The organism is Novosphingobium sp., assembly GCF_049240505.1.
Taxonomy (GTDB): Bacteria; Pseudomonadota; Alphaproteobacteria; order Sphingomonadales; family Sphingomonadaceae; genus Novosphingobium.
The window spans coordinates 1-17,819 of record NZ_JBMLSM010000172.1 but is presented as its reverse complement, the minus strand read 5'-3'; the positions used below and the strand labels follow the sequence as shown (position 1 = coordinate 17,819).

Here is a 17,819-nt window from a genome sequence, read left to right as displayed (position 1 = left end):
TCAATCAGGCTTGTCGTTGACGGTCTTGTACCACACCGTGTCGGCCTGCCAGCCTTTCGACCGTGCCTCGGCGAGGAAACGCTGCGCCCAGTCCCCTCCTCTGGAACCGGTCGATCCGTTCAACAGGCTCTGATCGAATGGTCCCTTGCCATAAAGCAGGAACACACCGGTCCAGCCCGGATGAGTGGTGGTGATGGGGAACCGATAGACGTCCGGGGAAACCTTCACCGGCTCCAGCGCCGCTCGATCCAATCGTGGTTCGAACGTCATCTGTCCGCTGTCTTCAAGCCCGACGACAGCGATATCGCCCGAAACGCCGTTCAGATCGATATTCAAGACGACGGGAGCACCCAGCTTGCCGGCATCCTGATCATCAGCAGGAAGCGGGGCCAGTTCCCACTTCACCTGCGGCACGGAAAGGTGCGATGCACCCTTGCCTCGAATCTGGCGAAAAGCCTCGATCGGACCGCAATCGTTGGGGCTGATCTGCGACACATCGCTGAAATCGATGGAAGCTGCGCGGAGGCCCTTGGCCGACAGCAACTTGCCGATTTCGTTCTGCGCTTCGACCGGACGCCCGGCAACGCCCTTTACCGCCAGTGCGACGTCGCTGCCCTGCACCTGCAGGTCGCTGACGTCGAGCCAAGAGCACGAAACCGATGCCAGCCCGCCATCCAGCACGGCCTGCGCGGTTTTCAACGGATCGCCAGTCGGCGCCGTCACGCTCGCCATCGAGGCGGAGGGATCGGGTGCCTGCTCGTCCCCGCCAGAAGACAAGGCATAACCCAAACCGCCGAGTAGCACCACGGCACCAGCCACACCGGCGCCGATCAGCATCTTGCGTTGTTTGCCGTCATCGCTCCCGTCAGCCGCCACGACTTTCGGCTTCGGTGGAGCTTTGGGTGGTTTGGTTGCCTTGGGAGGCGGGGCCGATGGGACGCTGGCCGCGGCCGCACCTGAACCAAGCGCTGCGATCACGTCTTCCATCGTGCGAAGGCGGTCTGCTGGATTGGGCTTGAGCATCCCTTCCAGAACGGGCCGCACTTGCGCAGGAACAGGCGACAGGTCTGGTCCTGCACGGCGCTTGTCCACTGCATCGACCAGCGATCCGCCCATATTGACATCGCGCTTGTTGATCAGGGCAAGGATGGTCAGGCCAAGGCTGTAAACGTCGGTCCAAGAACCCACCTGACGCCCGAAATCGCCAAGCTGTTCGGGCGCGACATAGTTCAGCTTTCCAGCAAAACCATCGCCAACGATGGTCTGGCTGCCACCATCGAGATCCTTGGCGATGCCGAAATCGATAACCTTGGCCCGTTCGAGCCGGCCGCCTTCGAGCATGATATTGTCGGGCGAAATGTCGCGGTGGATTGCCCCCAGCGAATGCGCGACTGCCAAACCTTCGGCCAGCGTGCGAATCAGCGAAACCAGTTGCGCCGGGCTGGCCTCGGTCGTCGAAAGCACATCCGACAGGTTGCGTCCGTCGATGTATTCCGTGACGATATAGAACACGCCAAGCTGCGGTTCCATCGCCAGCGTGCGATATTGCACCAGTGCCGGATGGCTGAGCCGGGTGAGCGTGCGCGCTTCCTTGCGGAACATCGCAAGCACATTGGGGTCGCGGGCGAGGTGCGGCAGGATCACCTTGATCGCAACGCGCTCGTCCTCGTTATTGATGTTCACGCCTTCGAACACCTGCCCCATGCCGCCGCGCGCGATAAAGCGCCGCACCTGATAGAGGTGGTTCAGCACATCGCCTTCGCGCACTTCGCGCGGCTCGCCGCCGCCCGTGGCAGGAAATGACGTCATCCCCGGAAATTCGGTTTCGGCCAAGGGCGCTGCAGATGTCTGCTGCGCTTCCGGCGCGGGCGGTTCCTGCGGCGAGCTACCCCAGCCGCTGCCCGTCGCATTTCCGGCAGGTGGCACCTGCTCCTGCCCCGGTGCAGGCTGCGGATTGAAGACGGTGCGCGGTTCGTCGTCGCTGCCTTGGCCGTTGTTCTCGCTCACGATGACGCTCCGTTCAGGACCAGCAGAGTGGGTTCGGTCACGCTTACCAGCGCGACTGTAATGTTATCCGGCGCTCCACCCGCCAGACTGGCCTCGATCAGATCCTCGCCAGCGGCGATGCCGCGTTCGGCCACAAGTCGGGCGATTTCCGCTTCGCCGACAACGCCGTAAAGCCCGTCGCTGCACAGCAAAAACAGGTCGCGCGTCTGCAATTGATCGCGGATCGCATCGATCTCAAGCGTATCCTGCACGCCTACTGCACGCGAAAGAACATGCTTCATCGGATGATCTTCGACATCCGCCGGATCAAGCAGTCCGCGATCAACCATCTCCTGCACCTGGGTGTGATCGCGGGTAAGCTGGATCAACTGGCCATCACGGTGCAGATAGGCGCGGCTGTCTCCCGCCCAAAGAACCGCAAATTCATCACCACGCACGACAAGAGCGACCACGGTCGATCCCATCTGCACGCCAGCTTCCTGAGCATGGCCGAAAATTGCCGTATTTGCTGAATGGATCGCATTGGCGACGACATTGCAAGCCGCGTCGAGCGCGTCGGGCACACGAACCGCACCGACAGCAGCCGCAAGCGCTTCTGACGCCAGCTTGCCATTGGTATGACCGCCCATGCCGTCTGCAACCAGCCATACCCCCGCCTCGGGATCGGTAAAGTGGCTGTCCTCGTTCTGGCTGCGCACTTTGCCGACATGGCTCAGCGCGTTGTCCTCGATGCGGAACGTATTGGTCATGCGGCCATCTCCAGCATCCGCTCGATCACCCCTGTCGGAGTTCTACCTTGATATTCCACCACGGGTCCATCCTCTCCGACCAGCGCCCATGACGCGCCTGTCGGCTGCCACGGCAAGCTTTCGGGCGCAAGCGGTGCTTCCATCATCCGGTCAGCATCCCACCCTTCTGCAAAAGCCTGTCCTACCAGCCCCAAACACGCTGCCGAGAGGGCCGCTGCCGAAGCGCAATCTGGCGCTGGTGCTGCAAAGATCAGCGGAAACCGCCGCCCCACCCGGTCTGCCGAAGCGCAGAGGATACCCCCGCTCCACCGGCCATTGCCAGCCTCATCAACAAAATGCCAGACCGGCGCAGCTTCATAGCGCAGCTCGAACTCGCCATTCCATGCCGCCTGCGCCTGCTCCATTTCAGCGGTCAACCAGCGATCAAGCTCGTCACGCATGGCAGCGTCCATCCCACGCGAGACAAAATCGCCGTGTGCGGGGAGTTTTCCAAAGAGGGAGCGGGTCAAAGCACCGTCGGGCATCGGAAGCTCCACAACCCGCCGCGCCCGAATGGATTGCGATCGTTAGGCAGGCTGATCTTGAACACTGCCGTCTGTGCGCCCGAACCGAACGTCGCCAGCACCGCCAGCGGTCCGGCATTTTCCTTGCGCGCGGCGTCCATCAGGCGGAACAGCGCCCAAGGGCCTTCGGTTTCCACGCCGCCCACTTTCGCACCGCCCGACATCATGGATACCGAGGCGACCGGCAGGTTGCCCTGAGGCGACCATACCAGCGGCTTTTGCGCACCGAGCGAGCCGCGCTCGAAATTGTAGCGGGTATTGCCGACCACCATTTCTACGGCATCTACTCCGGCGCCAAAGGCCTTGGCTTCGATCTTCACGTTCAGCCCACCCGCCAGAATATCGCGCAGTTGCCGTGCCTTGACGAATTCTTCGGGCGTAGAAGGGTTGAGCGTGGCAGTCTGCGGACTTTGCGCGTTCCAGCGCCACACCGGCCCGGTCAGATCGAGCAACGGCACGATCCGCCCCTGAATGAAACTGTCCAGCGTACCGCCGAGGCCGAATATCCGCTGGACATCAGCCAGCGAAGCGTCGGCCACGGCGGTTCCGACAAAAGGGTAGCGGTCCTGCGTGGCAAGCTGGCAATCAGGGAAGACCGACTGCGCATAGGCATCGCTAAGCGCACCCTGTGCCGCAGCTGTCGTGGCAGTTGAACCGCCGCTGGTGGCCGCTGCAACGAAGTTCTGCAACTGCGGAGGCGCGCCACCTGCGCTGGTTGCCACGGCTCCCAGTGCCATCGCCATCTGGCTCTGCACGGCATCGGCCCCCATGCCGCCACCCGCCAACTTGGCGGAGTTGATTGCCTCGCCCGCTTTCTTGATCGCGCCCACGAAATCATCGATCGGAGCCGGTGCCTTGCCGTCACCTACGTAATCATGAACCGGCTTGAAGTGCGATGTGATCGCAGTGGCAGCGTCAACCTGCGGTCCTGCCGCCGAAGCCGCGGCTGCCTGCGCCAATTTGCCGAAGCGTGACGATTCGATCTTGGCATTGGCCATATCGCCCAATGCCTTTGCCCCGCCTGCAAAGCTGGTGTTCTTGCGCAGTTCGATCAGCAAGACCTTGAGCGGTGATGGCGATTTGGAAAAGGCGCCAAGAACTGCAGGATCGCCAAACAGATTGCCCGGCGTGGGCAGCGTTGCCACCCGTTCCCATGCTTCGATATAGTCGCGCGCATAGAGTGCCGCGACCCCGGGACGGATCTGTTCGACCTGCGCCTGCACGCCCGCCGTTTCCGCACCTTCACCCAGAACCCAAAGGTCTTTCTGCAAATCGCCCGCCACGGTGACCAAGCCTGGCAGATAAGCTTTCTCATACCCCTCACGGGTGTAGAAATAGGGCACTTCCAGCAGCATGACCTCGGCCCCATTGGCAAAGGCTTGCCCATCACCCGCCGAAATCGCCGCGCTGGCACGCCACGGCTGCTCCGCCCCTGCCAGCGCCTTCTGCCGCAATACTGCATAGGCTCGGTCAGCCAAACTCAGCGTCTGCAACGCAGCCCGCGCAGAGGCAATCGCCGTGCCATCCAGCGGAGCCTTGCGCCCGGCCCATTCGGACGACATGCCCTGATCTTCGAGCAGCGCGGCAAGATGTTCGCCCAGTTCTTTGCGCACTGGCGCGCGATCTGCGCCGGGGAATTGCTCGTTCAGCCAATCGCCTTCTACCCACGATTTCACGGTGCCGGGATCAAGCGGTCCCTGCCCACCCAACATCAGGTAGACCTTGAGCGGCTGGTAAATCGCCATCGGATCGGCCGAATTGGCCGCCATGTATTGCTCTGCCCGCAGCAACAGACGCGGCAGAAGAATGCGGCGCAGGCCCGCGCGATAGGCTTCTACCGCCGTGTCGGCATGACTGGATTGGTAGAGCCCGAAGCGTTTGAACAACCCCGGCTCACCCGCTGCCTGTTCGGCATAGCCCTGCGGCAAAGTGCGGAGTGCGCGCAGCGTGATCAACGCCTGCTCAAGATCGGGGTCGGTATCGCGCACTTCCACCAGATCGACGCCCGTCTGCTGGATCAACGTAGCGGCCTGTGCGGAAGACTGACCCAGCGCGGACTGGAACGACCGGTTCTGCCAGAAACTGACACCCCACAGCGCCACGACCACCGCCGCAGCCGCAGCCACGCCGATGACGCCTGCCGTGGTGCGTGCCTGCTGGCGGCGGCGTGCGGCAGGATCGGCCTCGACCAGCCCAGCCTCTCCGAACACAACTTCGGTCAGCACGCGATTGAGGAAATAGGTGCGGCCCGAACCGCCCGATGGCCGCGTTGCGCTTTGATAGCTTTCCGCAACGCCTGCCAGAATGCGATCAAGCGGTGCGCCCTGCTGGACGCCGCTGGTAAAATAGAAACCGCGTAGGGTGCCTGCGGGTTGATCACCAGAAAGAAACGCCCCGTCGACAAACCGCGCAAGGCGGTTGCGCAACGCACCCAATTGCGCCGGAAAGCCAAGGATCAGGCTGCGGCGGGTCTGGTCCACTTCTTCGAACAGGCGCTTGGCCTGCCGCGCTTGCTGCGCCGCGATCACGGCATCGAAAGCGCCCACCAAATCGTCGCTGGTGGGCTTTTTCATTTCAACCGGCAGCGTTGCACCCAGAACAGCGCGGCGGCCTTCAACATCGAGATCATCGTAGAATTCGCTGAACCCTGCGATCAGATCGGCCTTGGTCAAAAGCAGATAGACCGGCACCGAAACTTCCAGCGTTGCGCGCACTTCGGCCAGACGGCGGCGCACCAGCGCAGCGTGGCGATCCAACCCCGCTCGATCCGCCTGCAGCAGTTCGTCCACCCCGATCGCCACGATCACGCCGTTCACCGGAGAGAGCGGGCGGTGCCGCTTCATCAGACTGAGGAAGCTGGTCCAGCCTTTCGCATCGGCAGCCTGATCGGAATCCTGCGTTGTGTATCTGCCCGCCGTATCGACCATCACGGCTTCATCGGCGAACCAGAAATCGAGGTTGCGGGTGCCGCCAACGCCCTTGAAAGACTGGTCGGACAGTGGAAAGCGCAGGCCAGAGTTGAGCAGCGCCGTGGTCTTGCCCGCACCCGGCGGACCAATGATCACGTACCAGGGCCGGTTATAGAGGTAATCGCGCTTGTTGCCCGAACCGGAACGCAGCGAGGCCAACGCTTCGGCCATGCGTGCCGAAACGGCCTGTCCTTCCGCATCGCCGGGCGCAGGCGCGGAAAGTTCCGCTGCAATGGCCGCCGCCGCTTTGCGCGCCTTGCGCACCCGTAGCCAGCCCAGCACACCCCAAGGCACCACGATCACCGCCAGCACCAGCAGCCGCACCCACCACGGCGACAACATGCGCACGAAAATCGGCAGGCCGATGCAGAACACCAGCACAAGGAACAGCACGACAAGGCCGCTCAGGACCCACCAGTTGCCGAGGAACTTCTTCACGGGCGTCGCCTCTTTCGATTAGCGCTGACGCGGAATGATGATTTCGACACGGCGGTTGAGCGCCTTGCCTTCGGCGGAGCCATTGTCGGCAATCGGGCGACTGTCGCCAAACCCCTGCACCGAAATACGCCCCGGATTGGTCAGGACCGAACCAAGAATGCCGGCCACAGCCTGCGCCCGCGCTTGCGAAAGCGCAGTATTGTCGGGGAAAGCGAGGCCGCTGATCTGGTCAGAGTCGGAATGCCCTTCAACCGTTACCTGACCCGGTTCAGCTTCCACCGCGCGGCCTATCCGCTCGAACAGATCTGCGCGGCCCGGCTCAAGCTGATCAGAGCCGGACTGGAACAGCTGGCCAACCGTGGTGCGCACGCGCACGGTGCTGCCGTCTTCTTCGACCACGACGAGATTCTGTCGCACTTCAGGTTCAAGGAACTTGCGCATCCGTATCAACTGGTCGCTTTCAACGGCAGGCGGCGGGGCGGCACCCATGCGCGAGAGACGCAGGTTTTCCTGCGGCATCAATGCCTTCGCGCTTTTCAACGAGTCCGATCCCGCCGTCATGAGCAGCAAACGCAGCACGATGTAGACCGCGAGCAAAACGGCCAGTGCAGCAGCCGCGGCAAGCGCGATCTTGCTCCACGGACTGATCTTGCGCAGCGGCGCATCGGCCCCGCGCCACATAGGGGCGATCTCAACCTGCGAGAGCGAGCGGGGGTGTTCCAGCGCACCATAGAGGCTTGTCAGGATCTGCTGAAGGCGCGCCTTGCCATCCGGCATCACGCGGAACCGGCCTTCGAACCCTGCGGCAAGGCAATCAGCGTAAAGTTCGATCAGTTCGGCATTCTGGCCGGGCCGGGCGAGCAGATCGTCTACCAGCTGCCAGAACCGATCACCACCGATGTTCTCGCGAAAGAAACTGACGACAAGGCTTCGCCGCGCCCATTCCGCGCCATCGCCACCCACGCCGGGCAGGTTTTGGGCAATATCGTCAATCGTCGCGCAAATCGCATAGCGCGCACGCATCCGCGCCTCTTCGGGGTAAAGCGGCGCTATCGCCCGATCATAGGCTGCGACTGCTTCCATCGCTTCGCGGTGAAAGTCCGGCAAGGCAATGCGCGCACGGCCAGAACGCACCGAAGCGGCCAACGCCAGCACAGTGCCAGCCTCAATCACCAGCGGGCTGCGCGTATCACGCGGGCGCGAAGGGACGGGAATATCGTCGTCATTAAGACGGCGACCACCGCTCATCATGGGCTGCGGCGCGGCAAAGGATGGGGGCGGCTCCCCAAAACCGGCAGGCGGAGCGCCAAAGCCGGAAGGCGGGGCCTGCGGCGGCACCGGCGGTTGCGCCATCGGCGGCGGGGCGCCCCAGCCACCTCCACCAGCAGGCGATTGTGCCGTCGGCGCAGGCTGAGCGGGTGTGCCCCCGCGCATCCCGGCAAGCGGCGATGGCCGGAAGACCGTGCGATTGCCGTTGTCGGAAGAACCATCTCCGCTCATGCCGAACGCTCCATCGACCAAGCCCGTGCCACGCTCATCGCGCAGCCCTCTTCACGCACCAAAGTTCCATCCGCAGTTGCGGCCAGTCACCCGCCACATGCAGACCAAGCGCGGTAGCCGTGGCAAAATCGCGCCAATCGCCCACACCGCGATCCAGCTCAAAATAGACGAAGCCCGGCAGCACGCGAAGCTGCGAAGGCGGCGTAGGTGTGTGTCGCAAAGGCACACCCGGCAGCGCGGAATCGACGATCTGGCGCATCTTTTCCACCGCACCGATCTTGGCCACAGCCGGGAACATCTGCCGCACTTCGTCCACAGAAGCCGCCGCTCGCACGGCCAGATAGAAGTAGCCGTGCTGGTACAGGTTGCGATCCGTGATCGTAGACGTCCACGCGCCCGGCCCCATCGGCTCCAGCGACAGTTGCACCGCAGACCGATCAAACACTGCCGACAGCATCGACTGCAACAGATCGAACAGCGGTTCGAACGTGCCCCGCAGATTCTCATGCTCATAGGCGGGCAGCGGCGGCGCCTTGCGCTCCGGCTTGACCAGCGTGGCAATTTCCCCGGCGAGGCTGGCGAGTTCCTGATACATGCGTTCAGGGTGAACCATCGGCAGCGATTCCAGATGGCGCAGCACCGGAATCCAGCGGTTCAACGCCTGCAACAGCAGGAAGCTGGCGAAGGTTTCCGCCCCGCCATCAGTCGCTTCCACCGCGCGCAGCGCCAGTTCGTCAGAACGCTGTTCGCACCGCCCCAGAATATCCACCAGCCCATGCCGCAACGGGCGTGAGCCGCGAATATCCAGCAGCGGCGGAATATAGCGGTCATCGAACATGACCTTCTTGCCCTGCATTTCGCGGATCTGGCCAAGCCCGCACAGAATGCGGCCATAGGTCTGATCGCGCGTCACGCCGAGCCGCAGATTCGGTCGCGCCACCTCGATCGGTTCCTGGCTGCGATCCTGCGAAAAGCAGTCGGCAATCTCGCTCTCTTCCACCAGAAAGCGTATGTCAGGGCCAGCCCCGTCAGCTTCATCGAACTCCTGCGCGCCAGCCTGTGCGGCGGGCAGCGTCAGATAGACAGTCGCATCACGGGTATCGACTGGCACATCCAGCGGCGGTGGCGGGGCCATATCATCGGGGATCGAAAACGGCGTACCATCAGGCATGACGCCTTTGGCACGCACCAGCGTGAACTTGCCAATTGCGGCAAGATCTTCGTCAACCTCAACCTCGGTCAATCCCCACGGATAGGGGCGCAATGAATCCGAACGCGCACGCAACTGCCACAACAGCGCGCGGTCGGCCTGCTGGAAGTGCTGTGGCCGAAGAAATTGCCCTTCACGCCAGGCTACACGACTTCCGAACGACATCCGCTCCCCCGATAATCAGCAGATTACTGTTAAGCACAGCTTCACCCTTCGCAAAAGCGTGGTTATAGCCAGACACGAATATTTCACGGCGACTGCTCCCGCTTCTGAGGCGAGATTTCCGATGGACGAAGATTCTTTCGATCCGAAACAATGGGTCTCTGGTTGCGGGCAGCATTCCGCTCCCCCTGTCCAGAAACCGGAATCGGACGAAGGCATGGGCGCGTTCTGGCGCGAAGTTGCCGAACCGCAGCACACCGCCGCAAATGCTGCGCCCGCCGATACTGCGCACAAAAGCGTCGCACCTCGCCCGTCGCAGGACCGCCGCCTCACATTTGCCATCGCCGGTTCGGTGCTCATCCTTGCCGTTGGCGCAACTGCCTCCTGGCTGACGCGCGGCGATCCGGCGCTCGCGCCATTGGCCAGCCCTTCTGCTGCAATCCCTGCGTCCAGCAACGCGCAGGAGCGCGCGATCAATCTGGCAGGTCCGGGGCAGCTTGCCGGTGCCCTGATCGAAGCAGGCGTGCGGGCTGACGATGCCTCCGCCGCCGCAGCCGCAGCGGCACCCCATCTCGCCAGCGGAGGCGAAATTCACGCGATCATCGTGCTGCTGCCGGGCGAAGGCGGCGCGTTGCTGCAGCAATTGCGCGCCGTCCACATCAACGGTTCGGGCGTTGTTCTTGCCCGCACGGCGGATGGTACATTCTCGGTCACCCCGCTCGCCGCTGACGTCAGCCGCAAGATCGAGGTTCTGCGCGGTGAGATTGACAGCGAGAGCTTCTACACCTCCGCCGTCTCGGCCGGACTGATCGACACGCTGATCCCCGAATTCATCAATGCCTTCTCCTATGACTTCAACCTTGCGTCCGAAGTCAGCCCCGGCGACGTCTTCGAAGTGGCCTACGACCAGGAAGTCAACGCAGATGGCGATGCGGTTGGTCAACCCAAGCTGCTCTATGCCCAATTGACGACGCCGAAAAAAAGCCTCGCGCTCTACCGTTTCCAGCCACCGGGCGAAGACGCAGGCTGGTTTGACGGCAACGGCGCCACGACCAAGCGCGGCCTCATGCGCACGCCAGTAGACGGTGCCCGCATCACGTCGAAGTTCGGAATGCGTTTCCATCCCGTGTTGCACTACAACAAACTTCATGGCGGCACCGACTTCGCTGCCCCCACCGGCACGCCGATCTATGCCGCTGCCGATGGCACGATCGAATTTGCAGCGATGAAAGGGGCGAACGGCAACCTCACCGTACTGCTGCATGACAATGGCTGGCGGACGCTCTACCTCCACCAGAACGTGTTTGCGCCTGGCATTGCGGCGGGCGTCCGCGTGAGTCAGGGCCAGCGCATCGGCGATGTCGGCACCACGGGCCGTTCCACCGGGCCGCACTTGCACTACGAAGTCCATATCGATGGCGAAAGGGTCGATCCGCTCAGCATTCCGGTGGACGAAGCCAGTCGCAAGCGCATGGAAGGCGCAACATTGCAAGCCTTCCTCAAAGAGCGGGACCGGATCGATATGGCGCGAAGCCAGCGCACGTTCTGAATTCCGGCTCAGGCGGGCGCGACGATTGGTGCGGCACGGCGGATCGCCAGCAACGGCAGGATTGCGGCGACGATCACCAGCACCGCGCCAATACTGGCGTTAAGGCCCTCCTCATTTCCACCCCACAAAGGATTTCCGACAAGATCGAAGTCCATGATTGATCCCAGCATTTCGTTGCCCGGATTGGGAACTAGGCCGAAGATGGAATCCTCGGTCACATTCCACGCCGCATGGGCAGCGATCGGTGCAAGGATTCCGCCACTGCGCAGCGCCAGCAGGCCGAACAGCACGCCTGCCAACGTGATAAAGGCCAGTGTCAATGGCTGGCGCGCGCCTCCTACCAGATGGAAGCCCGCAAACAGAACCGCGCTGCCACAAACTCCCGCGATCTGCCCGAGCCTTTGAGATAGCGCGGTCTGCAACCAGCCCCGGAACAGCACTTCCTCCATCGCCGATTGCACCAGCGTCAGCGCAATGCCCATTGCCACCAGTCCGGTCAGCCCGGTTGCCGCGCTGCCGGTAATGGCCGTCCCGTTAAGCCAACTCATCGCCAGCGCCACGCTCAGACCGGCGGCTCCAATGACGAGACCGGCCACAGTCCAGCCGAGCGGATACTTGCCCAGCGTCAGAACTTTCGTGCCTCCGATCCACCCCGCCAGCAACGATACGATCAGCAGCGGCACATAGATCGTCAACGTATAGGCGGCATAGACGCCCGGCGTTGCTTCGCCGCCAAAGATATCCGGGGCAAACGTGACGACGATCAGCACCCAACTCCACGAAGCCAGCAATCCGGCGCCGATGGCCAGCCATTGCCGCCAGGCAGCTGTGCCCGCTTCAACCGATCCGGTTTGCGCCATCGAACAGCCCTCCTTCAACCAGCCGGTAGTGATGCATCGCCGTGCCGCCTGCACTTTCCACCGAATATTGCTGCACGCCATCGAACCACGGCGCGCGCTCTTCAGGCGTGGCCGCACGGATGTAGGTGTTGAACACGCGCGGGTCGTAATAGCGGAACAGCACGATCATGCCGTCGGGCAACTTGGCCTGCAAAAAGCGGCGCAAATGCCGATGCAGCCGTTCCATCGGCATGTCGGTCAGGATCATCACTCCCCAACTCGCACCGTGACCATGCTGCTGCCAGACACCAAGCAAAGGTTCAGCAGAATCGATGCGTACCATCCAGGGCGACGCGCCCAGCAGTTGCGGATCGAGGTTTCGCCCCTTGAACAGGCAGAGATGATCGCGGCAGGAGCGCACAAGCTCGACAAGGCGCGGGTCCTGCGCACAATCGATAACGGCATACCAGGCAGCGGTCATCGCCCCAAGCCTACCCGATCTGTGCTTTGCTGCACTGTTCGCAGAACGGCAGGCCTTCCTTGGCGGCGTTGATCATGGCCTTGGCCATATCCGCAGGCGCGGTGCCATCGCCTTCCAGCCCGATCGGAAGATTGACCAGTGCCTGCGTCAACCCGCCCAGGCTGGCGCTGCCTGCGTCCCCGATCAGCACCGTGGGCATTCCCACCACAACTACGCCGCCATGCGCGGTCATATCGCCCATGCGGGCGGCGGGGCTGCCTTGCACCAGCACTGTGAATGCTCCCAGCGCGATAACATCGGGTGGTCCCACGCAGACCGCCTTGTCACCGATGCGTGCCTGTGGAAGGTTGCCCGTCAGCACCCTTATCGCGGCAGGCGGCAGAATTGGCCCACCCACATGCGGCACCGTGCCCGAAACCATCGGGCAGGTGTGCATATCGGTGATGCGCGCAGCGGGTTTACCCATAGCTTCGATCCTTGACCGCCACGCCCGCGATTGCCGTGCGCAAGATCACAGCTGCCCGCCGATATTTGCGTGGTGACCGCAGCTTACCAGCTTTGCGATCACCGAACAGCGCCCAAGTGACGTCAGCCCCAGCAGATGCGAAACGGCCTCAGCGCCGGGCGAACCCGGCGCTAGGACATCAACGCGAACTCGCCCCGTTTCCGTCCGCCAGTGCGACGGCAGGCGTTGCACGCTGATCGACCGCCATCTTTGCCGCGCCATTCAGCAACGGCTTCTGCGCATCACCGATCAGTACGAATGCCCCCCAATAGAGCGGATGCGAACTGTCGCGATTGGACATCAGCGAAACTTGCGCCTTCTGCAGCGCACCACCGATGGTCCCTTCACGCGCATTGCCGTAGAAGTCGGTGATCAGCTCCACGCTCTCACCCGCGTCCGAAATCGGCCAGTACGTGGACAGCACAGCCTGTGCACGCGCCGCAAGAAACGCACGGACCAAACCGTCGAGTGATGCGCCGACCTGCTCCTGGCCCGCCGCACGCGCTGCAGAGCTCGTCACACCTGCCGAAGTATCGCAGGCCGAAAGCACCACAAGATTGGCGTCGAGCCGCAGTTGCGCCACTTCATCGAACGACAGGATGCCGTCCGAATTGGCTTCACCCACGCTGGTCACCAGTGCCGGCGGTGCCTTGGAGCAGGCCCACTGCCCTTCGGTCAATCCGTGCGTGGCAAAGTGCAACACCTGGAACTGATCGAGATCGGTGCGGCTGCGCACATTGGTATCGGTGAACTCGGCCCCGATCACTTCGGGCGCATTGGGCACGCCGAGCGCCGCACTGGCTTCCTTCAGTTCGATCGCGTCGATCGGCTGCACCATGCGGCTGAGTTCTGCCACTTTCGACAGTTCAACTTCACAATTGGTGCCGATGCTGATCATCGTCCCGCCCACATTGGCTTCGAGCGGCACCGGCTGGTGCTGCGCAAATCCAATGAACGGATAAGGTGCCTTCGACGGCGCCAGATTGCGTGACACGATCAGTGAACGCGGGGAAAGCGCGGTCGACAAAGACATCTTGCGGGCAAGGAAGCCGACGCCAGTGTAGTTGTAAGGATCCTTGCGGCGCGATTTGGCGAATGCTGCTGTCGAGGCATCGTCTGTCACCAGCACGCCCACAGGCAGCGTATCAAGCACGCCCGACCCATCGATCACCATCGACGAATATCCACCCACACGGCTTGCCGCCGGGCCAATCAGCAACTTGTAGAGCGCGTTGGCACCGGCCACCGAGAAGATCGGAACCTTGTCGTTGCCGCCGGTAATCGTTTCACGCACCGACTTGATCAGCGGATCGATTTCCACCGCAGGGCGTGCCACGCGATAGATACGCGTGCCATCGGCATCGATCAGCGCACCAAAAATATAACCGCCGACCTTGCTGAGCTTGAGATATCCCTCACCCGGCTTCAGCACCGCGCGAATTTCGCCAATCGAGGCGGGCGTATCCACCACTTGCCGGAACGAACCGTTAGCCGCCAGTTCGTTCTGCAACGCGAATGAACGGCTTTCCAGTTCGGTGCGGCGTGCTTCAAGCGCCTGCACTTTAGCGGTATCGCCACCCGATGCGATCTCGAAGCGCAGTTTGTTGATTTCACGCTCAACTTCCTGGCGGTCCTGCACCTTCGCAGCCAGCGCCGGATCGGACGCAATAAGCGACTGCAGTTGCACGAATTGCCGCGCGATGGCCGGTGTTGCCGCCGCCTGCAGCGCGCGGAAGAAGCGTTCGGGCGAATTGCCATCAGGCCTCCGCGCCGCATCGTTCACCAGCGCATCGAGATAGCTGCGCGTTTGGGTGGGCAAGCCGCCCGTATCCGCATCTGCCGAAATGAGGCTGGTCACCGCCTCATCGAACTGCGCCAGCACTTCTTCGCTTGATGCACCACCACCCGAAAGCACGGCAGCACGTTCAAGCTGTACCTGCGCCAAGGCAGGGCCGTTGTCGCCCGCATCCTCGGCCAGTCGCAAATAGCCAATGGCCTTATCAAGCGACGCCAAGGCCGCAGGACGATCACCACCGCGCAATTGCATACGTGCACGCTGGCGCTCGATGCGCGCCGCCAACCACAGCAACTGTTGCTGCGGAATCGGCTGTCGGCGCAAGGCATCAAAGCTTGCGTCGGCCAGACCAAGTGCAGCCGCTGCTTCCTCGGGCCGGTTCTGGCCAAGCAGCGCCACGCTGCGCGCCCATGCCGCCTGCGCATCGATCACCAACTGCGTGCGCGTCCGGTTGTCCCACGCCGATGCCAGTGCCGATCCGGGACTGCCGGTGGCAGGCGCTTCGTTCAACGCCTGCACCTTGCGCGTATCGAGCAGTGGCTGATCTTCCGAAGCAGCCGTCATGCTGCCCATATCGAGCGCCGAAGCGGCCACCGTGAATTCACGCTTGTTGATGAGATGCAGCGCCGCATAGTTACGGCTCTTCATCTGCAGCACGTCTGCGCCGGGAATGCCTGCGTTCTGGGCCAGAAGCCCATTGGCACGGCCAAAGTAATCATCGGCGGATTCAAAGAAGCGCAAGTTGGAATCGGCAAGCCCGGCGAGCAGCAGCAGGTCGATGCGGGTCGCAGGCGCGGCATCTGCTGGCAGGCGCGCCAGCGCGTCGCTCACGATGCGCGCGGCATCAAGGTGCAGCCCCTGCCGTACCAGTCGCAAACCCTGTTGCAGCGCATCCTCGGCATTCGCCACGGCACCAGCCGTGGTGCTCTGCACAGCAGGCGATGGGGCAAGCACGCCGACTTCCACCGCAGCAGTCGTCTTGCGGGCACGATCCTGATTGGGAGCAGCCGCGCCTGAAATGAAGCGCAGCGCCTCTTCCGCCGGTCCCTGTGCCAGCGGCACTGCACTCGAGGTATAGATCCGGCCATCGCGCGCGAACCGGGTTTCGATCGTTTCCTGCCCCAGCAGCTTATCGAAACAGCGCCGCGCCGTGGCAGCACCGATACCAGGAATCGTCACCGCCATCCCCGGACCACAATCCAAGAGCCCGTCAATCGGAGCGATGGCCGAAGCACGCACCGACCGGACGATGCCGAGAAAGCGGTTCGCGCTCGAACCACGGCAGGTAAAGGTATAGCTGCCCTTGAAGGCATCTTCCTTCCAGAACGGGGTCGCCACGCAAGGATCACCCGGACCCGTGCGACCAAGTTCAAGCTGATCAGGCAATTCTGCAGGCTTGGCAGCGACTGGCGCCGCAGAGACTGCAAGCGCCACCACGGACAGCGAGGCGAGGAACGCGCGCTTCATCAGTTGCCACCCTTCTTCTGTGTTTCGCAGATACCGTTCGGGTCGCTGCATTCGATCGGAGTCATCGGAAGTTCGCCCAAGCCGAACGAGCCAACGTCGTCGAACAGGGCATCGTTGTTGGTGCCGACCAGCGGATCGAACGGCACCTGGAAGTCTGGCTTCACGGTGAAGATCGTGGTGCGGATATTATCGAGCGCGTTGAGCGCCGGCGTAAGGTTCTGGACCGACTGGCAGTTTCCACCGCCAATCACACAACCATTGATGCGCGATGCGCTTACGTTGTCATAGTGCGCCAGCGGCGGGTTGCCGAGCAGCGCAGTGGCCGCATTGATGATGCCATTGATCGAACCGAATGCAGCAAACACCGGCTGTGTCGATGTATTGGCAATATCCAGCGCGATTGATGTCGGGTTGCCGTTACCCAAGGCAACACCCGTCCCGATCAGGCTGGTTCCGGTGTTCTGGAACATCGCAAACCCGCTGAAGGTGACCTTCATCGATCCCACATCGATCATCGTCTCATTCGTGATCGCGGTCGGGCTGTAGAGCTTGCTGCCGGGATTGATGTTCATCGCAAAGGCCGCATCGCGCGAACCTGTGCTTGATGCGCTTCCGGTCACTGCCGAAAGATCGGCGGCGAAGTCGTCAGCACCCGAAACGATGTTGGCAGCCGACAGTTCAAGCACACCGCCATCGCTGGCGATCGATCCGCCCTTGGTGGTGGACAACTGGATGATCGTCGTCCCGCTGCTACCCAGCTTGAGCGTGGTATCACCATCGAAGACGATACGGCCGGTCACGTCGATCCGCTTGCCCGATGTCGGCACAATCACGGTCTTGGGCACGCTGAATTCGACGCCGCCAATCTCGACATTGTGCGCGGCGTCTGAACCCAACGTCAGCGTATCGCTGGCCTTGAGCCGTGCGGCCTCGGCACGCGACAGGGCGAAATCCGCTGCCGTTGTGGTAACCCCATCGCCGATGGCGAGTTTGCCGGTCGCCGCACCCGAATTGAACACGGTGATCGTCTTGGTTGTCACATCCGCGCCAATCGCGGCGTTGCTGGCCTTGAGATTGACCGCATTGCCCGCCTTCACCGCGCCATTCAGCGTGATCGCGCCCACCGCAGTGATCGCAGCGTCGTTCACCACATCGATGGCGCCCCGCGCTTCAAAAGCGCCACCCGCGTTTGCCACGAGCGATGCCCCGAGAACCGATCCGACAAGCGTGTCCGCACCGGACGTGAGCGACACTGCAGACTGCTTGGCCGATCCGCCGTTCAGCGTGGCACCTGCCAGGGCAATGCCCGTCTTGGCATTCAGCGTCAGCGCTTCAGCACCGGTCACCGTGCCATCACTGTTGGCGGTCAACGTCAGGCCATTCGCGCCCTGCTGGATCGCACCGCCGCTGCTGGTCAGGCTAACCGCACCCTTCGCGGACTGCGATTGGCCAGCCGACTTACCCAGCGTGATCGCGCCGGTGGTAGCCACGGTGTAGTTGCCGCCCGCAGACACTGTGCCAAGCGTTGCAGTCGTTCCGGTAATGCTGGTATCCAGCCCGGACGTGGCGCTGCCGATGTCAGTCG

At 62.7% G+C, this 17,819-nt stretch carries 12 protein-coding genes; 1 reads left to right on the top strand and 11 read right to left on the bottom strand.

Features of this window, described 5'->3' with window-relative positions:
- The 6 genes from ACOVQ0_RS13655 to tssK are packed head-to-tail and all read right to left on the bottom strand — an operon-like array spanning position 1 to position 9,601.
- Positions 1–2,007, bottom strand: coding sequence for a serine/threonine-protein kinase (locus tag ACOVQ0_RS13655; RefSeq protein WP_421885367.1), 2,007 nt, complete (start codon positions 2,005–2,007; stop codon positions 1–3).
- On the bottom strand, positions 2,004–2,756 hold the full coding sequence (locus ACOVQ0_RS13650) for a PP2C family protein-serine/threonine phosphatase (RefSeq protein ID WP_421885365.1): 753 nt from the start codon (positions 2,754–2,756) through the stop codon (positions 2,004–2,006). The genes ACOVQ0_RS13655 and ACOVQ0_RS13650 overlap by 4 nt, the downstream gene beginning before the upstream one ends.
- Positions 2,753–3,280 (bottom strand): type VI secretion system-associated protein TagF, encoded by a 528-nt coding sequence (gene tagF, locus ACOVQ0_RS13645; protein ID WP_421885363.1) that lies wholly within the window; start codon positions 3,278–3,280, stop codon positions 2,753–2,755. The genes ACOVQ0_RS13650 and tagF overlap by 4 nt, the downstream gene beginning before the upstream one ends.
- Positions 3,262–6,726, bottom strand: a complete 3,465-nt coding sequence (gene tssM / locus ACOVQ0_RS13640; protein ID WP_421885360.1) for a type VI secretion system membrane subunit TssM — start codon at positions 6,724–6,726, stop codon at positions 3,262–3,264. The genes tagF and tssM overlap by 19 nt, the downstream gene beginning before the upstream one ends.
- Positions 6,727–6,744: 18 nt before the next feature.
- Positions 6,745–8,226: a type IVB secretion system protein IcmH/DotU gene (gene icmH, locus ACOVQ0_RS13635; protein ID WP_421885357.1), complete on the bottom strand. Its 1,482-nt coding sequence runs from the start codon at positions 8,224–8,226 to the stop codon at positions 6,745–6,747.
- A gap of 34 nt (positions 8,227–8,260) precedes the next feature.
- Positions 8,261–9,601, bottom strand: a complete 1,341-nt coding sequence (gene tssK / locus ACOVQ0_RS13630; protein WP_421885354.1) for a type VI secretion system baseplate subunit TssK — start codon at positions 9,599–9,601, stop codon at positions 8,261–8,263.
- Positions 9,602–9,722: 121 nt separating this feature from the next.
- Between tssK and ACOVQ0_RS13625 the strand changes: the two genes are divergently transcribed.
- Positions 9,723–11,147 carry a peptidoglycan DD-metalloendopeptidase family protein gene (locus ACOVQ0_RS13625; RefSeq protein WP_421885350.1) on the top strand — a complete coding sequence of 475 codons (1,425 nt, stop codon included), beginning with the start codon at positions 9,723–9,725 and terminating at the stop codon, positions 11,145–11,147.
- Positions 11,148–11,155: 8 nt separating this feature from the next.
- On the opposite strand, the gene ACOVQ0_RS13620 is transcribed toward ACOVQ0_RS13625, so the two are convergent.
- From ACOVQ0_RS13620 to ACOVQ0_RS13600, 5 genes are all read right to left on the bottom strand, one after another.
- Complete coding sequence (locus ACOVQ0_RS13620) at positions 11,156–12,007, bottom strand: CPBP family intramembrane glutamic endopeptidase (RefSeq protein ID WP_421885347.1); 852 nt, start codon at positions 12,005–12,007, stop codon at positions 11,156–11,158.
- Positions 11,985–12,467 carry a DUF4123 domain-containing protein gene (locus tag ACOVQ0_RS13615; RefSeq protein WP_421885344.1) on the bottom strand — a complete coding sequence of 161 codons (483 nt, stop codon included), beginning with the start codon at positions 12,465–12,467 and terminating at the stop codon, positions 11,985–11,987. The genes ACOVQ0_RS13620 and ACOVQ0_RS13615 overlap by 23 nt, the downstream gene beginning before the upstream one ends.
- A 10-nt stretch (positions 12,468–12,477) precedes the next feature.
- A complete protein-coding gene (locus ACOVQ0_RS13610) occupies positions 12,478–12,933 on the bottom strand; it encodes a PAAR domain-containing protein (protein ID WP_421885341.1) in 456 nt (151 codons plus the stop codon).
- A gap of 178 nt (positions 12,934–13,111) precedes the next feature.
- On the bottom strand, positions 13,112–16,234 hold the full coding sequence (locus tag ACOVQ0_RS13605; RefSeq protein WP_421885337.1) for a CHAT domain-containing protein: 3,123 nt from the start codon (positions 16,232–16,234) through the stop codon (positions 13,112–13,114).
- Positions 16,234–17,819: hypothetical protein (locus ACOVQ0_RS13600; protein ID WP_421885334.1), on the bottom strand; the 1,586-nt coding region annotated here is incomplete at its 5' end. The genes ACOVQ0_RS13605 and ACOVQ0_RS13600, both read right to left, overlap by 1 nt.

Excerpts from the sequence above, each read along its gene's own strand:
- ACOVQ0_RS13625 (WP_421885350.1), top strand. The coding sequence starts at position 9,723 with ATGGACGAAGATTCTTTCGATCCGAAACAATGGGTCTCTGGTTGCGGG.
- icmH (WP_421885357.1), bottom strand. The coding sequence starts at position 8,226 with ATGAGCGGAGATGGTTCTTCCGACAACGGCAATCGCACGGTCTTCCGG.
- ACOVQ0_RS13605 (WP_421885337.1), bottom strand. The coding sequence starts at position 16,234 with ATGAAGCGCGCGTTCCTCGCCTCGCTGTCCGTGGTGGCGCTTGCAGTC.
- tagF (WP_421885363.1), bottom strand. The coding sequence starts at position 3,280 with ATGCCCGACGGTGCTTTGACCCGCTCCCTCTTTGGAAAACTCCCCGCA.
- ACOVQ0_RS13615 (WP_421885344.1), bottom strand. The coding sequence starts at position 12,467 with ATGACCGCTGCCTGGTATGCCGTTATCGATTGTGCGCAGGACCCGCGC.
- tssK (WP_421885354.1), bottom strand. The coding sequence starts at position 9,601 with ATGTCGTTCGGAAGTCGTGTAGCCTGGCGTGAAGGGCAATTTCTTCGG.
- ACOVQ0_RS13610 (WP_421885341.1), bottom strand. The coding sequence starts at position 12,933 with ATGGGTAAACCCGCTGCGCGCATCACCGATATGCACACCTGCCCGATG.
- ACOVQ0_RS13650 (WP_421885365.1), bottom strand. The coding sequence starts at position 2,756 with ATGACCAATACGTTCCGCATCGAGGACAACGCGCTGAGCCATGTCGGC.
- ACOVQ0_RS13620 (WP_421885347.1), bottom strand. The coding sequence starts at position 12,007 with ATGGCGCAAACCGGATCGGTTGAAGCGGGCACAGCTGCCTGGCGGCAA.